This is a genomic window from Flavobacterium sp. RSB2_4_14 (genome assembly GCF_051547085.1).
GTDB lineage: Bacteria > Bacteroidota > Bacteroidia > Flavobacteriales > Flavobacteriaceae > Flavobacterium.
On record NZ_JBPTTL010000006.1, the window covers coordinates 160,318 to 179,377 of the forward strand.

The window sequence follows — 19,060 nt, forward strand, 5'->3', positions numbered from 1 at the left end:
ATTTACTTTACTGCCCTGAAGAAACTCCGTTTTTAATTGGAGAGGAAAAAGTGGCAGTTCCGTTCCAGTTACCAGCACCTCCTGTTGGACTAACATAATAACCCTTTGCTTCTGTGTCTGAATAAACTATTATTACATCACCTGAAGCAAAAGCTCCTTTAATGGGTGAAGTGAATGTCACAGTGCCATTCCAATTACCTGCTCCTCCGGTTGGACTTACAAAATAACCTTTTGCTTCTGTATCTGAATATAAAACAGTTATGAAATTTGATGAAATTGCACCTTTTATAGGCGAAGAAAAAGTTGCAGTTCCATTCCAATTACCAGCACCTCCTGATGGACTAACATAATAACCTCTAGCTTCAGTTGCTGAATAAATAATGTTTGTATAATTTGATGAAACTCCACCAATAATAGGCGAAGAAAAAGTTACAGTCCCATTCCAGGCACCAGCTCCGCCGGTCGGACTTACATAATAACCTTTAGCCTCTGTATTTGAATACACTATAATTGTATAATTAGATGCTGTAGTTCCCATAATAGGTGTCGAAAAAGTTGCAGTACCATTCCAACTACCAGCTCCACCAGATGGACTAACATAATAGCCTTTGGCTTCTGTATCTGAATAAATAACAGTTAAACCACCTTTGATAGCACTATTTTTATTTTCAGAAACAATAACGTTATTGATACTTTGTTGCGAAGAAACATTTCCGGATAACAATGCATACGGCACACTCATTAATTGATTTGTTCCTACATTAGTATAATTAGTTCCACCTGCTGGATCAACTTCTACTTTTAAAAACTTAGAATTTGTACCCCAATTAATTGTTGAAAAGGTGCCTAATGAAGGTGTACCTTGTCCAATATTTAAATTAAACAACCCTTGTGCGTTTGTTGTTTTTGTATACGTTTCTGAATAAACAACTGTGCCTGTAATGGAATTGTCAAGAATGCTAATTTTTACGCCAACATTTCCATTGGTAATGGGATTTCCACCCGAGTTAAATGCAACTGCTTGATAACTTATTCCTTGTGGAATTTGTGAATAACTACTAATTGTTATTAGAAATGTCAATACTAAAAATATTGATTTTTTCATGAATTTAACGTTTAATGATTTTAAATGATTTAATTTTATGATTATCTGTTTTAATAATGTAAGTGCCTGTTTGTAAATTAGATAAATTAATTTGATTAATAACAACATTCTTATTTTCGATTAATTTTCCGTTTAAATCGAAAATATAAATCTTTTTAATGTTTTCATTTTTTAATTCGAGAAAAACCGAATGTGAAGTTGGGTTAGGATAAAATTTTAATATTTCTGATGCTTCTACATCAGCAATACCCAGTGAAGTAAATTCAATCCTTGAAACAACACCAATAACTCCAGAACTTGCCTCATTTTGATTTATTGGAGTTACAAATACTTCGCCAACAGAATAAATAAGATCATTATTTGAAACAGCGCCCGAATTTGTTGAAGATAACGTTTGTCCATAAATAATCGGGATAAATCCAAGACTAATTATAGTTATGTAAGTTCTGTTCATTTATAATAAGTGTTTTTTTGCCATCTCAATTTAGTAATTTGTAAATATAGAAAATAATATTTGGATATTTATGCTTCTATTTTGTGTGTAGTTGTAGGTTTTAGCAACAGGCTTAAGGCAGTTAGGTTTTTTACTTTTATACATCCAAACTAAACTGTGAAGAAATGAAATCGGATAGTTTGTAATCCAATTCGGTTATCCCATTTTTATCATGAGTAAATAAAGAAAACGTTACTTTTGAGCACTGAAAAACCTCATAATCAGGATGGTGATGAATTTCATCAGCATATTTTGCAATTTTAACTAAAAAGGTTGCCAATTCAGTTTGAGATTTAAATTCAAAGGTGTTGACTAGTTTACCGTTTTTTATTATCCAAGACATATTTTAATATTTACCGTTTAATAATTCCCCACCAATAGCTGATCTTGCTTCAATTCCCAATTTTTTCATCATTTCATAAGTTGTACATACTGCTGCCGAAGTCACTGGAATGCCACATTCCGCTTGAATTAAATCGATAGCTTCCAAAGAAGGCATTTGCACACAAGCCGAAGCCACTAAAACATCCACATCCGTTAAATCCAATTGTTTGTAGATTTCCAATAAGTTCATTGGATTTTGGGCTGCAACTTCTAAATTATCGGGAATTTCTAAAGCAATACTTTGTTTCACTTTGATGCCTTGGTTTTCGATATAATCTACCACCATGTCTGTAAGTGGTCGCATGTATGGTGTGATTATTGAGATTTGTTTGGCACCTAAAACTTTCAAACCATTAATTAATGCTCCAGCCGAAGTGACAATTGGAGTAGGGAAATCATTCGCCACAGTTTCTTGATGTAAATTCACTTCCGAAACACAATGATAACCTCTTCCCATGCTCATGATAGCTACTAAGCACGCATAACCCATTACATCAACATGCGCATCTGACAATTCTTGTGCACACTTTAAACTCATAGCATCCATAGCTTCAAGTTCTTCTTTGGTTACTTTTTTCATGCGCATTCTACTGCTGTGAAACGTGAAACGTTCGGGTAGAATGGTTTCACGGGAACGAAAAATTGCTGGTATTTCAGTTTCCATCGTTACGTTCGATGATGGAACTATTTGTCCTATTCTGTATTTCATTTTTTTATTTTTTTGGAACACAGATTTGAGAAATTTGAGAAATTTTAATAATTATTCTAATTTCTCAAATCTGTGTTTCTTTTAAATTAAATTTCTTTTACTGTATTCACAATCGTACCAATTCCTTCTACAGTGGCTTCTACAACATCGCCATCACACAACCATTCTTGAGGATTACGTCCTGCGCCAACACCTGCTGGAGTTCCAGTGGCAATGATATCGCCAGGTTCAAGTGTGAAAACTGTACTTAAATCTTCAATCAAATCATTAATGTTGAACAATAGAAATTTGGTGTTTGAATTTTGTTTTTCTACACCATTTACTTTTAACGATAAATTTAAATTATGTGGATTTTCAATTTCGTCTTTGGTTACTAAAATTGGTCCCATTGGGGCGAACGTATCTTGTCCTTTGGAAACAATCCATTGTCCTTCACGACGGCAATCACGAGCCGAAATATCGTTGATAACCGTGTAGCCAAAAACATAATCCATTGCTTCGGCTTTTGGCACATATTTTCCTTTTTTACCGATAACCACTGCTAGTTCCACTTCCCAATCTAATTGTGACGTCAGTTTGGTGTTTTTGATGATTTCAGTATTGGTTCCTGTAACGGTTGTAGGTGGTTTTGAAAAGATAATAGGTTTTGCTGGTAATTTTCCAGTGGTGTCTAATGTTCGTGCACTTTCTGCAACATGTTCTGTATAGTTTAAACCAATTCCAATGATATTTTTCCTTGGTTTTTGAATAGGAGCAAGGATGGTAATTTCGTCAATCGAATAGGCAATTTCTTCAAAGAAATCTTCAGGAGTTTCGGCAATCATAACATTGAGTTCTTCGATAAGTTCAATACCCATATCGATAAGCTCCAACATGTCTGTTGGTAACGGAAAATTGGATATTTCTCCAAAATCTTCCATGTCAACCACTTGATTGTTATGAATAAACCCTAATCGTGGTTCGGTGTCTTTAGTTTTATAAGTAAGTAGTTTCATAGCTGTTGTTTTTCAATTTTTAGGGTTTTTATTGTGTTTTCTTTGGTTTTAATTTCGAGAGAATAGCTGAGTTTTTTTTGTCCTTCTCTTTTCAAATTCAAAATGTCACAAAAATTTAGGTCACTTATTTTTTTGGCATCAATACTTAATATTTCATCACCAAAACTCATTTCTTTAGCCAAATTTTCATCCCAAACTAATCCGATTACAAATTTATTATCTAAAACCGTTGGAACATATTTTGGAATAGTATTTTCTAAGGAAATCGTTTCATTGGCCTCGAAGTAGGCATTCTTATTTTTGAAATCAATAATTAAATCGGAATAATTTAAAAACTCTAAACCAATTCTCGAATTATTATCATCAGTAGTATTGATAACTAAATTTTTTATGGAAGTATTATTCAATATTGCTTTTTCTACAGTCAATAAATGTTGTAAAGTTGGCTTTCCAGCACCAAAAAGACCAACACTGTTTAAACCTTCTGATTTACCCAAAATTTCAAAAATTTTATGTTCTTCAAAAATGGTAAAAGCTCTATTTGACATTTCATACAAACCATCCATTCCTGTATCTATCAAAACCATATCAGATGCTTTTTCTTTATTCTTTCCGATAAAATCAAACTCAATATAAGGTGATTTTTGACTTCCTATTAATTTAATTTTTGATGGTTTTACTCTAGGATTTATGTTTTTTATGTTATCGGTTAAAGTGATTTTTTTTTCAGATTTACTTATTTTAATGACAGAATTCAGCAATAAATTACTGCCTATAAAACCATCAATTTTAAAACATCCCAATAAGTTGTGATTGTCTAAATCATAAACCAATGCTGCTTGATTTTCAAATATCAATCTACCAATTTCTAATTTTGGAATTTGAACAGATTGCATGGATTGATTTAAATTATTGGCGTCATTTACATTAATAGTTTTTGTTTTTTCTAATTTTAAGTCATCAAAAACTTTTTTAGAAATAATGTTTGGTGCGCCAGTATCTAATAAAAAATGATATTCTTTCCCGTTAATCATAACAGGAAAAACTATTTTGTCATACACTAATTCAAAGTTAATTTCCTCAAAATATTTTTTTTCATTTATAGCGCCAATATCAAAATTGACCTCTTGAGAAAAAATAGTTGTGGTAATGAATAGTATAAAAAAGGATATAAATTTAGTTTTCATTCAATGCTTACTATTACACTAATTTTAAAATCGTTGGTTAGTTTTAATTAAAATATTTGATGTCCGTTATTTTCTTCAAATTCTCTTCCTTGAAATAATCCTAATTTTTCAATTACTGGCAAATCATTGAAATTAAACAAACAAGCATCTTCGGTTTCTGATAAATTATGATGTTCATGCCATGCCCACGAAGGAACACAGAATATATCCCTTTCTTTCCAGTCAAAGCGTTGTCCGTTGATAATAGAATAACCTTTTCCTTTAGCACATTGATAGACAAAAGAACCAGTGTGTTTGTGTGCTTTTCCTTTGAAACCTGCTGGTAATAATTGCATGGAAGCGCTCATGGTTTGCATCACATGTCCGCCAGTTAACGGATTGGAATACTGCATTAAAATTCCATCAAAAGGATTGACATCAGTTACTTTTTGTGTTTCCAATAACGCAGGATACACTTTACTCCATGAATATTTGAATAAAGGAGAATACGGTTTGTCCCAAGATTTATCAGCTGGAATTAAACCCGAACAACCATAAGCAATTGGGGAGTAATTTATTGGTGCAACCAAAGCTTGTTTGCCATCATACACCGCATAATCATTAGCTTCCAAAGCATTTACTAATGGAATATCTAATCCGTCTTGCCAAATGCATGTTTGTCCGTCAGCTTCTACACCGTGTTCGTGCCAAGTAGAATTGGGCGTAATCACAAAGTCATTGACTTCAAGCATAATTTTATTACCATCGACTACGGTGTATCCTTTTGAACCTTCCATGATAAAACGCAATGCCGATGCTTTGTGTCGGTGAGCCGAAGTGCTTTCGCCTGGACGTGTAACTTGAATTCCAGTGTACAACCAACCCACGGCTGCAGAAACATCTTTACGTTTGTCATTTACAAGATAAACAACGCGTCTTCCGGCTTGTTCTGGTGTAACTAATTCTGATGATTTTAAAACTAATTCTCTTAAATCATCATATTTCCAAAGCATAGGAACGGATGAACTTCTTGGTTCCCAAGGTTCGATATCGTTGGCAACTGTCCAAAGTGCACCAGCACCAAGAGTTTCTAATTCTTTATAGTAAGCTTCTAGTTCTGGTGTGTCCTGAACTCGAGCTCTTCCTATTTGATCGTCTGAAAATTTATCTTCCATATTGTTTTATTTTTCAAACCATTAAGATAGTTGAGAAAATTAAGAAGTATACTTAATGAAACTTAATTCCTTAATGGTTTATTTTTTTATTTCTTATTAAACTCCTCGTGATTATCAATAAAGGTAATCTTTCTCGTTGGTGCTGTATTTACCCGTAAATCAAAAATATCAAATCGGTTGTAATGCCCAAGGATATCGTGCATTTGCTTCGGTTGAATGCATTTTTCCAAATCAATATCAGCATAAATGATACCTTCATCATCAATTAATGCTTCCCCAATTACAGCACCGTTTGGACCGATAAACCCAGAGAAAGCAGAGTTTTTGCGAGTTAACAATTCATCCACATTAGGAACATCAGCACGCAAAGCGTCTTTGATTTCTTGTGAAATAGTAGAACACGAAACAATGGTAAACAATTTACCTTCAAAAGAATGGGCTGCAGCACGGATTTTAATCGCTTCTGCCATATCATAATCTGGTGGAGCAACAGGAAGTGAAATGTAATTGGCAATGTGAATTAACTCGCCTTGTGAAAGCAACGTAAAACGCGCTAACGTATTGGTGTTTTCTCCACAAGCTAACGTTCCTATTGGACCAACTTCTGTATCATATACTTTCAGTGAAGAACCATCACCACTTGTCCAAGTCAGTTTTTCAGCCCAAGTTGGCACTAACTTTCGGTGTTTTCCAATTAAATTACCGTTTTTATCGATGATTAAATTGGTGTTATAAATTTCACCATAACTTTCACCACGTTCGTTAATTCCGATAACGATGTGGATGTTGTTGTCTTTCGCGGCTTTAAATAACGGTTTCATAGATTCATCAGTAACAGCCACTGAGTTTTTATACAATTGCTCATACCATTTACTACCTTGAACAGGTGTCATAATCCAGTTCCAATAGGGATAACCAGCTACGAACACTTCAGGAAAGGCAATCAATTGCGCACCATTTTGACTAGCTTCTTTGATAAAAGAAATAGCTTTTGCTATTGTTTTTTCTACATCCAGAAAAACGGGCGAGGTTTGTACTGTGGCGGCTTTGAATTTTTTAAAGTCCATAAATAATTACGAATTACTAATTACGAATTTTGATATTTTTTGTTTCATATCCTCATTAAAAGCTTCTGCTTTAATATTACCTCTATCATCAGAAATGCCAACATTTACCAATGTCACTTCGCCTTCTAAACTGGTTTTACCTTGTTCATCTTCAAATCTGAAACCGCAATGAACCGAAGCACCACCTAATTTTATCACCCAAAGTTTTTTGGTTAATACTTCACCCAAACGAGCTGGTTGTTTGAATTGTACTTTCAAATCAACTGTTGGGATACCATTGGTTTCATGGATTTTAGAAAAAGGTCTCTCGAGCGCTTCTTCAAACCAATCTTCTACCAAATCATTCAGCATTTCCAGAAAGCGTGGATAGAAAACTATACCAGCGTAATCCACATGTTTGAAACGTATTTTTTCTTGTTTTGTAAATTGCATATGTTATTCTTTAAATACTAATTTAGACTAATTGTTATTTTCTATTTCTCCAAAGTATGTTATACCGAATTCTTTAAATGTATCTTGAAGCCCTAAAGCACATCCTGAAAAGCTATTAAAATTATCAGAACTTCGACTACCGTTACAATCAAAACATAATTCTATGTATCCAAATATTTTATCATTTTCATCATAAAACAAAATCGCATGTCGTGGATCATAACAAGCAGCGGCATAATTTTCTGTCTTACATTTTATAAGTCCATTTTTTAGAATTTCAATTTGTTCTTTATTTAAGGAAATTCTATTTTTTAAATACTTTTTATTTATTTCAAGTTTACCGTTTTTAATGTAATTTATTTTAAAAAAATCAGGATTGTCTTCTTTATTCCATTGATTTCTGTCAATGTATGCCAAAATTTCAATTCGTTTCACATTCTCAAAGTTAGAATTTATTTCTTTTTTAAGTTTTAAATTACAAGAATTAAAAATAAAAATAACGAATAAGAATGTAGCTAATCTAATTACATGATTTGGTAAAATCTTAATACTTAATACTCCCATCCTAATACTTGTAACTATTTCAGTTTAAATCGTTGTATTTTTCCAGTCTCTGTTTTTGGCAAAGCTTCGGTAAAATATATTACTCTTGGATATTTATATGGTGCAGCTACTTCTTTGAACCAGTGTTGAATATGGTTCTTCATATTATCTGTAGCTTTACTTTTTTCTTTTAGCACAATGTGAGCGCAAACTAGCATTCCTCTTTCTTCATCAGGTAATCCAACAACTGCGCATTCTAATATTTCTTCATGGGTCAAAAGCACACTCTCCACTTCGATGGCTGCAATATTATACCCCGAAGAAATAATCATATCATCGCCTCGTGCCACAAACCAAAAATACCCTTCTTCATCTTGGCGGAAAATATCTCCTGTGATGTTCCAGCCATTTTCTACATATTCCTTTTGTTTGTCTGTTCTATTCAAATATTTACAACCTGTAATACCTCGAACGGCTAATCTTCCTGGCTCATTAGTAGCTACTTCATCGCCATTCATATCTATAATTTTTGCTTCATATCCAGTGATGGCTTTTCCTGTTGCGCCAGGTTTCATATTGGCTTCATTGGATGATATAAAGATATGCAACATTTCGGTAGCGCCAATACCATCAATAATTTTTAATCCGGTTGTGTTATACCAGTCTTCCCAAACCTTTAACGGTAAGGTTTCTCCAGCAGAGACACATTTTCGTAAACTAGAAATATCAAAGTCATGCACTTTGGTGGTGATAATTCGCCAAGCTGTTGGTGCTGTAAAACAGATGGTAATTTTATATTCCTGAATGGCTTGTAAAAGCATATCAGGACTTGGTTTTTCTAACAGAAAAGTAGATGATCCAAAATACATTGGAAACAAAACCAATCCGCCTAATCCAAAAGTAAAGCCAATCGGTGGACTTCCTATGAAAATATCTTGAGCAGTTGGTTGTAATGAATAGGATGGAAATGCTTCGCAAATGTTTAAAATATCTTTGTGATAGTGCGAGGTCATTTTAGGCAATCCAGTAGTTCCAGATGTAAATCCGATTAAGGCGATACTGTCTGCTTTTGTATAGTAATTGGAGAATGTTTTAGGTTTACTTTGCATCAATTCCTCTAAATGAGAATTGCCATAATAACTAACAGATTTTATAAAATCTGACTTTACCAAATGCATTTCATCGGCCAAATTATGGTCGCAAAAAGCATGACTAATCTCGGCACAATCGATAATAGTAGTTAATTCTTTGGAACGTAGTAAAGGCATCGTAGCCACCACAATTCCGCCCGCTTTTAGTATTGCAAACCAACACGCCACCATCATAGGATTATTGGCAGAACGGATTAAAACTCGGTTGCCTGATTTTAATCCCAAATCATCGATTAATACATGAGCAATTTGATTGGCTTTATCATATAAGTCTTGATACGTCCAAGTTTCTTCGAAAGTTCTTAGGCAAATAGTATTTCCTCGACCTTCTTTGATATGATTATCCAAAAGCCTTTCGACACAATTAAGCATTTCAGGTCTTTGAAACTGAGGTAAATCTAAAAACACATAGTCGGGTTGCAAGTCTATGCTTGGTAAATTATCGTGAGCAAAATTGTCTTCGTAATGCTTCATGATTTCTTATTACTCTTTGGTTTCAATGCTTTTTTCATTCCTTCAACTTGCTTTCTTTCAGTGGCTTTAAGAGGATACAAATGCGAGCTTCCTGCTTTGTATTGGCTTGGAATATCAGTAGCTTCATATTGTTCATAGGCTTGTGCATTTCTCACAAAGTTAGCATCAGCCAGTAATGGTCTTCCAAGTGCTACCAAATCAGCTCTTCCGTTTAAGATAATGGTATTGATTTGGTCAATATCTTGTATGTAGCCTGCAGTTATGGTTGGAATGTGTATCGTATTTCTAACAGTGTCAGCAAAAGGCGTTTGCCACATTCTACCAATTTGTGGCTTTTGATTAGCAACTGTATTTCCTGTAGAAACATTGATGATGTCAGCGCCAGCGTTTTTGAAAGCTGAGGCAATAGTGATTACCTCTTCTTCGGGAATACCATTTTCTACCCAATCGGAAGCGGATATTCTAACAGACATGGGTTTGTTTTGTGTAAATACTTTTCGCATTTCATTAAAAACGCGTAATGGAAACTTCAATCGGTTTTCGATACTTCCACCAAATTCATCAGTTCGGATATTGGTTAAAGGCGTTAGGAAAGAAGCTAAAAGGAAGCCATGATGTGCTTGCAATTCTATCATGTCAAAACCTGCTTTGTCTGCATTTTTAGTCGCTTGAACAAATTGCTCCACAATCAAATCCATGTCAACTAAGCTCATTTCTCTAGGAATAGGTAGTTTTTCATTGAATGCTATTGGCGAAGCCGAAATCAAATCCCAAGGTAACGCTATGGGTTCATTATTACCTTCCCAAGGTTTTTTAGTAGCTCCTTTTCTGCCAGAATGGCCTAGTTGAATTCCTATTTTAGTTTTAGTATTATTGTGAATAAAATCGGTTATGTTTTTCCAGTCAACTAGTTGTTCTTGAGTATATATACCAGCACAACCTAAAGTAATGCGGCCAGTTTCTGAAACAGCTGTCATTTCGGTAAGAATTAAACCAACACCACCTGTTGCTCTGCTTCCGTAGTGTACTAAATGCCAATCGGAAACTTTTCCATTTACTGCAGAATATTGTCCCATTGGCGACATGACAATGCGGTTTTGTAATTCTAAATCTCTAAGTTTTAATTTGGTGAAAGCCGCAGGCAAAATTTGATTATTGCCATTGCTATTGAAATTGTCATTGAATTCTTTTAAAACTTTATCAGTAAATGATTTGTCGCGTAGGCGAAGATTTTCATAAGTAACTTTTTTGGAACGTGTCATACAACCAAACGCAAACTGATAGAATGGATGTTGGTTGTTTCTATCCATATTTTCAAACCAATCGAGTGAAACTAAAGCCGCATGTTGAATCATCTCCACAGTGTTTCTTCTAGTTTTGTCATATTGTTCGAAAGCGGCTTGCACATTGTTTGGATTAGCAATTACAGCATCGGATAATCCTATAGCACAATCCATGGCTAGTTTTGTTCCTGAACCGATGGAGTAGTGGGCAGTAGCTTTGGCATCACCAAGTAAAACGATGTTGTTGTGGTACCAATTTTCATTGGTCACGTGAGGAAACTGTCGCCAATGTGATTTATTAGAAATTAGAGGATGTCCGTCGAGTTCTTCTGAAAATATTTTGGAGATTTTGGCAATGGTATCTGCTTCGTTGGTGACTTCAAAGCCATGCTTTTGCCAGGTTTCGTCACTGCACTCAAATATCCAAGTGCTCATACCTTCTTGGTATTGATAGCTGTGGGCTACAATTACACCGTGTGGTGTAGTTCTGAAGAAATAGGTAAAAGCATCCAATGGTTTGGTGGAACCTAACCACACAAAGCGATTCTTCTTTAAAACGATTTTGGTGCAAAACTCTTTTTCATATTTAGTGCGTATGCCACTAGCAATACCATCGGAAGCTAAGATGATATCTGCATCTTGATATTGATTTAGATCATCTATGTTTTGCTCAAAGTGAAGGTTTACACCTTCTTCTAGACAACGTTGTTGGAGTAATTGCAAAAGGGTTTTACGAGAACAACCACAAAAACCATTGCCGGCAATGCTTACCTCTTGTCCGTCTCTAGCAATAATAATGTCATCCCAATAGGCAAACTGGCTTCGGATGAGTTCATAGGATTGCATGTCACGTTTTAGAAATTCTCCTAGAGTTTCATCGGAGAAGACCACACCAAAACCAAAACTATCATCTGGTTTGTTGCGTTCGTATATATCGATTTGGCAATGAGGCATTGCTTTCTTGGTTAGTATCGAGAAGTATAGTCCGCCTGGACCACCACCTATAACTGCTATTTTCATAATTTTATGGAACGCGGATAAAACGGATGTTTTGCAACGCGAATTATCGCTGATTTGTTATTTTATTTTTAGTTTTTTTGGAACACAGATTTAAGAAATTAGAGAGATTTTAAAAATTATTATAATTTCTTTAATCTATGTTCCTTATTCAGCTATTCTTTTGATGGAAAATAATTCCCCCAGTTTCGCATAGTTCGAACCCGCCAATCTTGCAATGGGTTTATAGTTTTCTAAATTGATCTTATAATTATCAAGCAACACACTATCATCAAAATGCATCATCACAATGCGGCCTATAATTACACAAGCACCACCATTTTTATGATCTTCCAGAAAATAATGGTGGACTAATTCGCATTCAAAAGTTATGGGACTTTCTTTTACACGCAATGGTTTTACGATTACGGATGGAATAGACTCAATTCCTGCCATTTCGAATTCATCTACTTCGGGAGAAACGCTTTTAGCTGTGCTATTCATTTGTTCTGCCAAGGCTTCGGTAACCATGTTTACTACAAATTGTTTGGTAGCCAAAACGTTGTTCAAGGTATCCTTATTGGTATTGTTTCCTCTTCCTGCAGAGAACATGACATGTGGTGGATCTTCGCCAACGGCGTTGAAATAGGAGAAAGGGGCTAAATTATTAATACCGTCTTCACTAATACTGGAAATCCAGCCTATAGGTCTTGGGATAATAGAACCTGTGAGTAGCTTGTATACGGCAATATAATCTAAATCGTTAGGATTAAATTGCATTGTGTTGTTTGTTTACAACAAAAGTAATGCAATTTTTTTATTTTTTATTGTAACTTTTTAATAGAAAAATTCAAGGTTATTAGCCATAATAATATTAAAACTGCTTAAAAGAATTATTTCCATTTTTTAGTGCCAAAAGTATAAGCAGCTCTTAGAGATAGTCCATTATTTCCCCATTTAATTCTTGCATCTGCTCTTTTACCGGTAACATCAATAGTTGTATTTAGACTGTTAAAACCTCCAGTGATATTAAAATGGTTTGACAGTTTGTAAGTAGCTGAAAGGTTATAACTTAACACTTCACCATCAATATTGTCAATTTGAACTGCGAAATAATCAAATTCGCCATTTACTGCAAATTTATCAGTAAAAGCGTAGCCACCCCAAATACCAAAATCAGGAAGTGGAGCTGTAACACCAAAATTATCACTAACTTCTGCATTAATATTATCACCTCTTACTCCAATACCCAATTGTAGTTCTAAAATATGAGCACCAACAGACAAACCAACCTCATATTTTGGTTTGCTCAAAATAGCATATCCGTAGGAAAAACGATAAACACCTACGTTGAAATAAGAGTAAATAGTGGTATTTATTTCATAAGTGTTTTCCCCAAAATCAAATGTTTTTTCTAATTTTTTAGATGAGTCTCTTCTCAAATTGTAATAAGCCAACATAAATCTTGAACGACTACTAGAACGCCATTGAAAATCAGTAAAAATGGAAGATGTATAAGAATTATAACCTAAATCATTTTCAAAATCTACTTCTGCTCCAGCATCTCCCGATTTGCTATCCAATTGAATATTAGTGTTGTTATATCCTCCATAAAATCCAAAAGAAAATTTGTATCGTTCCACAAACCATGGCACATCTCTCATTTCTTTTACTTTGGTGCTGTCTTTCTGAATTATACCCATAGAAAGATTATTTTCTATGTTATAAGATGATTGATTACTAGCTACATTTTCAGAATTATTTGTGCTTTGTCCAAAAGCAGTAATTCCAAAAAATAAAATAGCGATTGAAAGTTTATAGTTTAGTTTCATTTTGTATGGTTTAAAATTAATATAGAGTGCCTAAAATAATTTCAATTCACAAACCAAAAGAATCGTGATTGCATTTCATTTTAGTATAGTAAAATTAGCTATTTTTTTTAATATTTTAACATTTAGTTTTTACTTTTTATAACGGATAAATTTATTTTACTATAGTGTTTTTATAAATAACACCGTCTTTCATAATCAAAACAAAATTCTTTTCTGGACTAGCTAATAAATCTATGTTTTTCATAGGATTACCATCTACTAAAATCATATCAGCATAAGCTCCTTCTGAGATTTCGCCAAGTTTACCTTTTTGATAAGGATTTCGTTCACCACTCAATTCAAATACTTTTGCATTATCATATGTAATAAGTTTTAGCATTTCAAAAGGGGTAAACCACTTTTTTAATTTAAGTATATCGGTGCTTTGTCTTGCAGCAGATTTTGGATCAAATAAATAGTCTGTGCCCCAAAGTATTTTTATGTTGTATTTTTTTGCTGTACGGAATGCTAAATCGGTACCATCAATTACTTGCTGTTTTTTTACTTTTACAGTTTCTGGTGCTTGTGGTGGAGCAGGATCTAATGCCTGTAAGCTCAAGAATATTCCTTTATCTGCCATCAGTTTTAGTGTTTCATCATCGAGTAATTGACCGTGTTCTATGACTTTAACTCCTGCTTCTATAGAGCGTTTGACGGCTCTGGAAGTATAAGCGTGTACACAAACATAAGTTCCCCAATCTTCGGCGGCATCGACAGCAGCTTTAAGTTCTTCAAAAGTATATTGTGAAACATCTAATGGATCGTATAAAGTAGCAGCACCACCACCTGCGTGAACTTTAATTTGTGATGCTCCAGAACGCAAGCTTTCTCGAACTGCATTTAAAACCTCCGGAACTCCATCAGCAATATAACTTACGCCCATCAATTCTGCTTTTGATACTTCTCCACCATAGTGCTTTGATTTTTCATAAGGCATACGAGCATCTCCATGTCCTGATGTTTGCGAAATCATGGCACCACTCGGATAAATTCTTGGTCCGGGGAAAGTTCCTTTATCAAAATCTTTTTTGGCTGTAAAAACCGGTCCGCCTAAATCTCTAATGGTAGTAAACCCGCGTAACAACATTTTATTTCCTTCAATTCTTTGCAGTGAATCCAAGCTTGCCATAGACAACGTAAGTAATACCTCTTGTGGTGCGGTATTCATGGCTAAGTGAACATGGTTGTCAATTAACCCGGGGATTAAATATTTTCCTTTCCCATCAATGATTTTGGTGTTACCACTTTTGTTGGTCATAATTGGTCCTGTGGAAATTTTGGTAATAATATTATCTGTTACAAGTACATTGGCTAAGACTGATTTTTCATCCTTTCCATTTAAGATTTGTACGTTGTTTATCAAAACCCAAGAGCTTTGTGCTAAAGATAAATAGCTGCTCAATATTAAAATTGTTGTTACTAGTTTTTTCATTTTTTTACTCTTTACTTCGTTAACACATATTTTTCAGCTAATGCTCCCGTAATGATTTTCCCATTCATATCGAGTTGTATCAATCTGTTTTCACCTACTTTATATTGGTTGGGCTTTCCTTTTAAATCGGTTAATGTAATGGTTGAACCTGATTTATCCCAAACGAAAGTTCCTTTTTCTTCAAATACTTTTCCGTCGCCTTTGCCCAAATATTTTGTTTTTAGACTAAATGTTAAATCAGTATTCAGAGTGATTTCGGTTGCTATTCCTTCACAATCAGCACATGGCGTTGTTCCTTTGTAGGTTCCTTGCCAGTCTAATGAATTTTGAGAATTGTGAGTGTCTGTTAAAACTTTTTCAAAACGCATCATGGCAATGTCGCCCATAATAAAATTTAAGGTTTTCCCATCTTCTGATATGCTGTAAGTTTCTATTTTATTCAAAGTAGACATAAATACTTGTTCGCCTTGACCCGGACAAGCCATCATGGTAGCAATCATCTTTGAGTCTTTAAAGTTGATTTGGTTTCCTTTTACAATAAGATTTCCAGAATAATTGTTACAACTATTATCTCCCGAAACCCTATTTTCTTTTAAATCAAAAGTGATGGTTGGTTTTTTCTCAGGATACAATCCTCCAAATGCAATTCTTGGACCAGTAATATAATTTAATTGCCATGTTCCCTCAAGCGTGTTGGTGGTAGCTGTTGATTGTGAAGATTTGCAAGAAGTAATTAATACAAATGCAATGGGTAGTAATAAGACAACTTTCTTCATAACGTTCTATTTTTTTTGTAATGCAATATAATCAAACACTAAATTACTAAGCGAAATAACCCCTAATTTAAACGAATCATCTTCAATGATAAACTCTGGGGTATGATGTGGTCCAACAGTTTTGATATCTTTTCCTTTCGCTGTTCCACCCAATCGAAAGTACAGTCCAGGTACTTTTTGTGCAAAAAATGAAAAATCTTCCGAACCAGTAATGGCAGGAACAAGCAACACGTTTTCAGCTCCAGCCGACTTTTGTAAAGAAGGTAACATCGTATTTGTCAATTCAATATTGTTAAAAGTAACTGGGTAATGAGTTTGGTAAGGCATCTCTACAACGGCGGTTGCTCCGGCAGCTTCGGCGGTTTTTTCGGCTATTTGTTTGATACGGTTAACAATTAGCGCTTCATCTTCATCCGTAAATGTTCTGATATCGCCTATCATTTCTACTTCTTTAGGAATAATATTAGAACGGTTACCACCATTAATAGCTCCTACTGTGACTACGGCGGCGTTATCTGTAAGTTTTACATTTCTACTTACAATAGTCTGAAGGCTGTTAATAATTTGAGCCGCAACTACTATTGGATCAACCGAATTCCAAGGTTGCGAACCGTGACTAGGTTTTCCTTTTACGGTAATTTTAAAATCTTCAATACCAGCAAATGTTCCTGCCGGACGATAAGACAGTTTGTTAACTTCGAGTTGTGAATTTAAGTGTAATCCAAAAATCACATCTACTTTTGGATTTTCCATAACCCCTTCTTTAATCATCAATGCAGCGCCGCCTTCTTCTCCTTTTGGTGCACCTTCTTCCGCTGGTTGAAAAATAAATTTCACCGTGCCTTTCAATTCTTTTTTCATACTGGCCAATACTTCGGCAACACCCATCAATATAGCCGTGTGTCCATCATGTCCACAAGCATGCATGACACTAGTTTCTTTTCCGTTGTACATCGTTTTTACCTTTGAAGCAAAGGGCAAATCATTTACTTCTTCTACTGGCAATGCATCCATGTCCGCTCTTAACGCCACTACTGGTCCTGGTTTATCACCTTTCAAAATCCCTACAACACCTGTATAGGCAACGCCAGTTTTAACTTCCATCCCCAAGGACTGTAAATGCTTGGCAACTATGGCTGCAGTTCGTGTTTCTCGATTACCCAATTCTGGATTTTGATGAAAATCATGTCGCCAAGCAATCACTTTTTGTTCAATAACAGTAGCTTTTTTGACAATAAGATCACTGTAATTGTTTTTTTGAGCAGTGGTTAGTTGAATGCTCAACAGTAAAAGGAGTACGATGGTTTTTTTCATAATAGTATTTTGTTTGATGATGATTTTTATTTTTTTGTAACTCAATCTAAAATCTTTAAATGTTGGTTGATTGCATTTTACAAATAACTCAACCACCATTTTTCTTTATGTGATTGTTTATAGGCATCAAATTTTTTACACAAAGGATAAAGCAATGCAATAACCCCAACCCAAACAACATAAACCACCCACAGTGGAAATCCAAATCCTTTCAAGGCAGGTACTTCTGTCATCCAATCGGCTAAAATCATTTTTTGCCAACCAAATCCAGAGAGTTCAGCAAAAAGCAACGCAACCAAATGAATAAGATACAAATGTAAAATGTAATAGAAAAAAGGAACTCTGCCAAAAGTGCTAAAGAAATCAACCACTTTCCCTTTCAGTTTTTCGGCATTAGCCAAGAAAATGAAGGCCACACCAAGCGTCATTAATAAGTACAATAAAGAAGGCGGATATTTAGAAGGATTAAAAAATGACATCAAATCTTTGGTAGTAGTGTCATAATCTGTATAAAGTGCAGAATCACCATACACATTACTAAATCGTAAAATTACAAATGCCACAATAGCTATAATGCCTATAGTGTTAAAGAGTTTTTTTCGTTGCAAGCCATCATACGAGCTATCATAATAAGCACCAAAATAATACCCCAATGCCATCACGGCAATCCAAGGAATAATAGGGTAGCCAACCAAAAATTCAACACCATCAGTTAGTTGAAAAATAGTAAACTCATGCAGTATTGACCAAAAAACGTTGCCATCAAAATGCACGGTGTCCAAAAGATTATGACCCAAAATCAAAACCAAACTAAACACCAAAATAAACGTTCTCGACAGGTGAACTAATCCTGCCAAAACAATCATACTAATTCCCAAAGACCAAATAACTAACAATCCTGGACTTCTAAAATAAACATCAAAATACCAAGCAAAATTAACAATCGTCATTTCGATAAAAACCAACCAAAGCCCACGTTTAAATAGAAAACTAGACAATTCCGATTTTGATTTCCGTTTCCCAACCATAAATGCAGAAGTACCTGCCAAGAAACAAAAGATAGGCGCACAAAAATGCGTTATAAATCGCGTAAAGAAAATGGGAAACGTACTCTGGTTAGGATCAGTCGGATCAAAAATATAAGCCGGGTAATGAAGGTAATCTCTAATATGATCTAGTGCCATGATAACCATCACTAAACCTTTTAATAAGTCTATGGATTGAATTCTGGGTTTTGTAATTGTTGTCATAAATAAGGGATTTAATGGCTCAAATAGTTTGATTTAAAAAGTAAAAACAAAACAATGCTAAAAGGCCCTCTTTTAAAAGTGTTAGGTTTTTAATTTTATGTAAGAAACGAAGTTAAACAAAAATTAGGTACAGTTTAAATAAATTAAATGTAATTCTTGCTCTTTTAACGGGTTAGGAGTGTGATTTTTAGTTAGTACTATTTAGTTTGAGAATGTATTTTTTTAAAGAGTTTACTCTCCATGTCTGCCATCAGTGCTATCCAGCACGACAAAGAACTCAAATTATAGTATCAGAAAAGAGTAGAAGAAGGAAAACCAAAAATGGTTGTACTAAACATCATTAGAAACAAAATCGTATCAAGAGTATTTGCAACCGTTAACAGAGGAACACCTTATGTGGAAATAAATAAATTTTTAGCGTAAAAAATTTGGATTTGATCTTGG

The 19,060-nt window shown here is 34.5% G+C and carries 18 protein-coding genes; all 18 read right to left on the reverse strand.

Features of this window, described 5'->3' with window-relative positions; all coding sequences use genetic code 11:
* Positions 1–7: 7 nt before the first annotated feature.
* Entirely contained in the window at positions 8–1,105 is a 1,098-nt protein-coding gene (locus ACSVH2_RS11585) for a hypothetical protein (RefSeq protein WP_438093347.1), read from the reverse strand.
* A 4-nt stretch (positions 1,106–1,109) separates the two neighbouring features.
* Positions 1,110–1,559 (reverse strand): T9SS type A sorting domain-containing protein, encoded by a 450-nt coding sequence (locus ACSVH2_RS11590; RefSeq protein WP_438093348.1) that lies wholly within the window; start codon positions 1,557–1,559, stop codon positions 1,110–1,112.
* A gap of 136 nt (positions 1,560–1,695) precedes the next feature.
* Complete coding sequence (locus ACSVH2_RS11595) at positions 1,696–1,941, reverse strand: 4a-hydroxytetrahydrobiopterin dehydratase (RefSeq protein WP_438093349.1); 246 nt, start codon at positions 1,939–1,941, stop codon at positions 1,696–1,698.
* A 3-nt stretch (positions 1,942–1,944) separates the two neighbouring features.
* Positions 1,945–2,691 (reverse strand): maleate cis-trans isomerase family protein, encoded by a 747-nt coding sequence (locus ACSVH2_RS11600; protein WP_438093350.1) that lies wholly within the window; start codon positions 2,689–2,691, stop codon positions 1,945–1,947.
* An 86-nt stretch (positions 2,692–2,777) separates the two neighbouring features.
* Positions 2,778–3,686, reverse strand: a complete 909-nt coding sequence (locus ACSVH2_RS11605) for a fumarylacetoacetate hydrolase family protein (RefSeq protein WP_438093351.1) — start codon at positions 3,684–3,686, stop codon at positions 2,778–2,780.
* Entirely contained in the window at positions 3,683–4,873 is a 1,191-nt protein-coding gene (locus ACSVH2_RS11610) for a retropepsin-like aspartic protease (protein WP_438093352.1), read from the reverse strand. The genes ACSVH2_RS11605 and ACSVH2_RS11610 overlap by 4 nt, the downstream gene beginning before the upstream one ends.
* A 47-nt stretch (positions 4,874–4,920) precedes the next feature.
* A complete protein-coding gene (locus ACSVH2_RS11615) occupies positions 4,921–6,027 on the reverse strand; it encodes a cupin domain-containing protein (protein WP_438093353.1) in 1,107 nt (368 codons plus the stop codon).
* Between the two features lie 86 nt (positions 6,028–6,113).
* The gene (locus tag ACSVH2_RS11620; protein WP_438093354.1) at positions 6,114–7,094 is read right to left on the reverse strand and encodes a carbon-nitrogen hydrolase family protein; all 981 of its coding nucleotides are present in this window, start codon (positions 7,092–7,094) and stop codon (positions 6,114–6,116) included.
* 6 nt (positions 7,095–7,100) lie between these two features.
* A complete protein-coding gene (locus tag ACSVH2_RS11625) occupies positions 7,101–7,526 on the reverse strand; it encodes an acyl-CoA thioesterase (protein ID WP_438093355.1) in 426 nt (141 codons plus the stop codon).
* A gap of 27 nt (positions 7,527–7,553) precedes the next feature.
* Positions 7,554–8,090, reverse strand: coding sequence for a hypothetical protein (locus tag ACSVH2_RS11630; RefSeq protein ID WP_438093356.1), 537 nt, complete (start codon positions 8,088–8,090; stop codon positions 7,554–7,556).
* A gap of 14 nt (positions 8,091–8,104) precedes the next feature.
* On the reverse strand, positions 8,105–9,694 hold the full coding sequence (locus ACSVH2_RS11635; RefSeq protein ID WP_438093357.1) for an AMP-binding protein: 1,590 nt from the start codon (positions 9,692–9,694) through the stop codon (positions 8,105–8,107).
* On the reverse strand, positions 9,691–11,997 hold the full coding sequence (locus tag ACSVH2_RS11640) for a bifunctional salicylyl-CoA 5-hydroxylase/oxidoreductase (RefSeq protein WP_438093358.1): 2,307 nt from the start codon (positions 11,995–11,997) through the stop codon (positions 9,691–9,693). The genes ACSVH2_RS11635 and ACSVH2_RS11640 overlap by 4 nt, the downstream gene beginning before the upstream one ends.
* 144 nt (positions 11,998–12,141) lie before the next feature.
* Positions 12,142–12,753: a flavin reductase family protein gene (locus tag ACSVH2_RS11645; RefSeq protein ID WP_438093359.1), complete on the reverse strand. Its 612-nt coding sequence runs from the start codon at positions 12,751–12,753 to the stop codon at positions 12,142–12,144.
* Positions 12,754–12,866: 113 nt separating this feature from the next.
* A complete protein-coding gene (locus ACSVH2_RS11650) occupies positions 12,867–13,805 on the reverse strand; it encodes a hypothetical protein (RefSeq protein ID WP_438093360.1) in 939 nt (312 codons plus the stop codon).
* 151 nt (positions 13,806–13,956) lie between these two features.
* Complete coding sequence (locus tag ACSVH2_RS11655) at positions 13,957–15,276, reverse strand: amidohydrolase family protein (RefSeq protein WP_438093361.1); 1,320 nt, start codon at positions 15,274–15,276, stop codon at positions 13,957–13,959.
* A gap of 11 nt (positions 15,277–15,287) precedes the next feature.
* Positions 15,288–16,052, reverse strand: a complete 765-nt coding sequence (locus tag ACSVH2_RS11660; protein ID WP_438093362.1) for a copper resistance protein NlpE N-terminal domain-containing protein — start codon at positions 16,050–16,052, stop codon at positions 15,288–15,290.
* A gap of 6 nt (positions 16,053–16,058) precedes the next feature.
* A complete protein-coding gene (locus ACSVH2_RS11665; protein WP_438093363.1) occupies positions 16,059–17,366 on the reverse strand; it encodes an amidohydrolase in 1,308 nt (435 codons plus the stop codon).
* 77 nt (positions 17,367–17,443) lie between these two features.
* Entirely contained in the window at positions 17,444–18,616 is a 1,173-nt protein-coding gene (locus ACSVH2_RS11670) for a DUF1624 domain-containing protein (protein WP_438093364.1), read from the reverse strand.
* Positions 18,617–19,060 lie beyond the last annotated feature (444 nt).

Excerpts from the sequence above, each read along its gene's own strand:
- ACSVH2_RS11620 (WP_438093354.1), bottom strand. The coding sequence starts at position 7,094 with ATGGACTTTAAAAAATTCAAAGCCGCCACAGTACAAACCTCGCCCGTT.
- ACSVH2_RS11665 (WP_438093363.1), bottom strand. The coding sequence starts at position 17,366 with ATGAAAAAAACCATCGTACTCCTTTTACTGTTGAGCATTCAACTAACC.
- ACSVH2_RS11660 (WP_438093362.1), bottom strand. The coding sequence starts at position 16,052 with ATGAAGAAAGTTGTCTTATTACTACCCATTGCATTTGTATTAATTACT.
- ACSVH2_RS11630 (WP_438093356.1), bottom strand. The coding sequence starts at position 8,090 with ATGGGAGTATTAAGTATTAAGATTTTACCAAATCATGTAATTAGATTA.
- ACSVH2_RS11625 (WP_438093355.1), bottom strand. The coding sequence starts at position 7,526 with ATGCAATTTACAAAACAAGAAAAAATACGTTTCAAACATGTGGATTAC.
- ACSVH2_RS11635 (WP_438093357.1), bottom strand. The coding sequence starts at position 9,694 with ATGAAGCATTACGAAGACAATTTTGCTCACGATAATTTACCAAGCATA.
- ACSVH2_RS11590 (WP_438093348.1), bottom strand. The coding sequence starts at position 1,559 with ATGAACAGAACTTACATAACTATAATTAGTCTTGGATTTATCCCGATT.
- ACSVH2_RS11595 (WP_438093349.1), bottom strand. The coding sequence starts at position 1,941 with ATGTCTTGGATAATAAAAAACGGTAAACTAGTCAACACCTTTGAATTT.
- ACSVH2_RS11655 (WP_438093361.1), bottom strand. The coding sequence starts at position 15,276 with ATGAAAAAACTAGTAACAACAATTTTAATATTGAGCAGCTATTTATCT.
- ACSVH2_RS11650 (WP_438093360.1), bottom strand. The coding sequence starts at position 13,805 with ATGAAACTAAACTATAAACTTTCAATCGCTATTTTATTTTTTGGAATT.
- ACSVH2_RS11640 (WP_438093358.1), bottom strand. The coding sequence starts at position 11,997 with ATGAAAATAGCAGTTATAGGTGGTGGTCCAGGCGGACTATACTTCTCG.
- ACSVH2_RS11670 (WP_438093364.1), bottom strand. The coding sequence starts at position 18,616 with ATGACAACAATTACAAAACCCAGAATTCAATCCATAGACTTATTAAAA.
- ACSVH2_RS11645 (WP_438093359.1), bottom strand. The coding sequence starts at position 12,753 with ATGCAATTTAATCCTAACGATTTAGATTATATTGCCGTATACAAGCTA.
- ACSVH2_RS11610 (WP_438093352.1), bottom strand. The coding sequence starts at position 4,873 with ATGAAAACTAAATTTATATCCTTTTTTATACTATTCATTACCACAACT.
- ACSVH2_RS11600 (WP_438093350.1), bottom strand. The coding sequence starts at position 2,691 with ATGAAATACAGAATAGGACAAATAGTTCCATCATCGAACGTAACGATG.
- ACSVH2_RS11615 (WP_438093353.1), bottom strand. The coding sequence starts at position 6,027 with ATGGAAGATAAATTTTCAGACGATCAAATAGGAAGAGCTCGAGTTCAG.
- ACSVH2_RS11605 (WP_438093351.1), bottom strand. The coding sequence starts at position 3,686 with ATGAAACTACTTACTTATAAAACTAAAGACACCGAACCACGATTAGGG.
- ACSVH2_RS11585 (WP_438093347.1), bottom strand. The coding sequence starts at position 1,105 with ATGAAAAAATCAATATTTTTAGTATTGACATTTCTAATAACAATTAGT.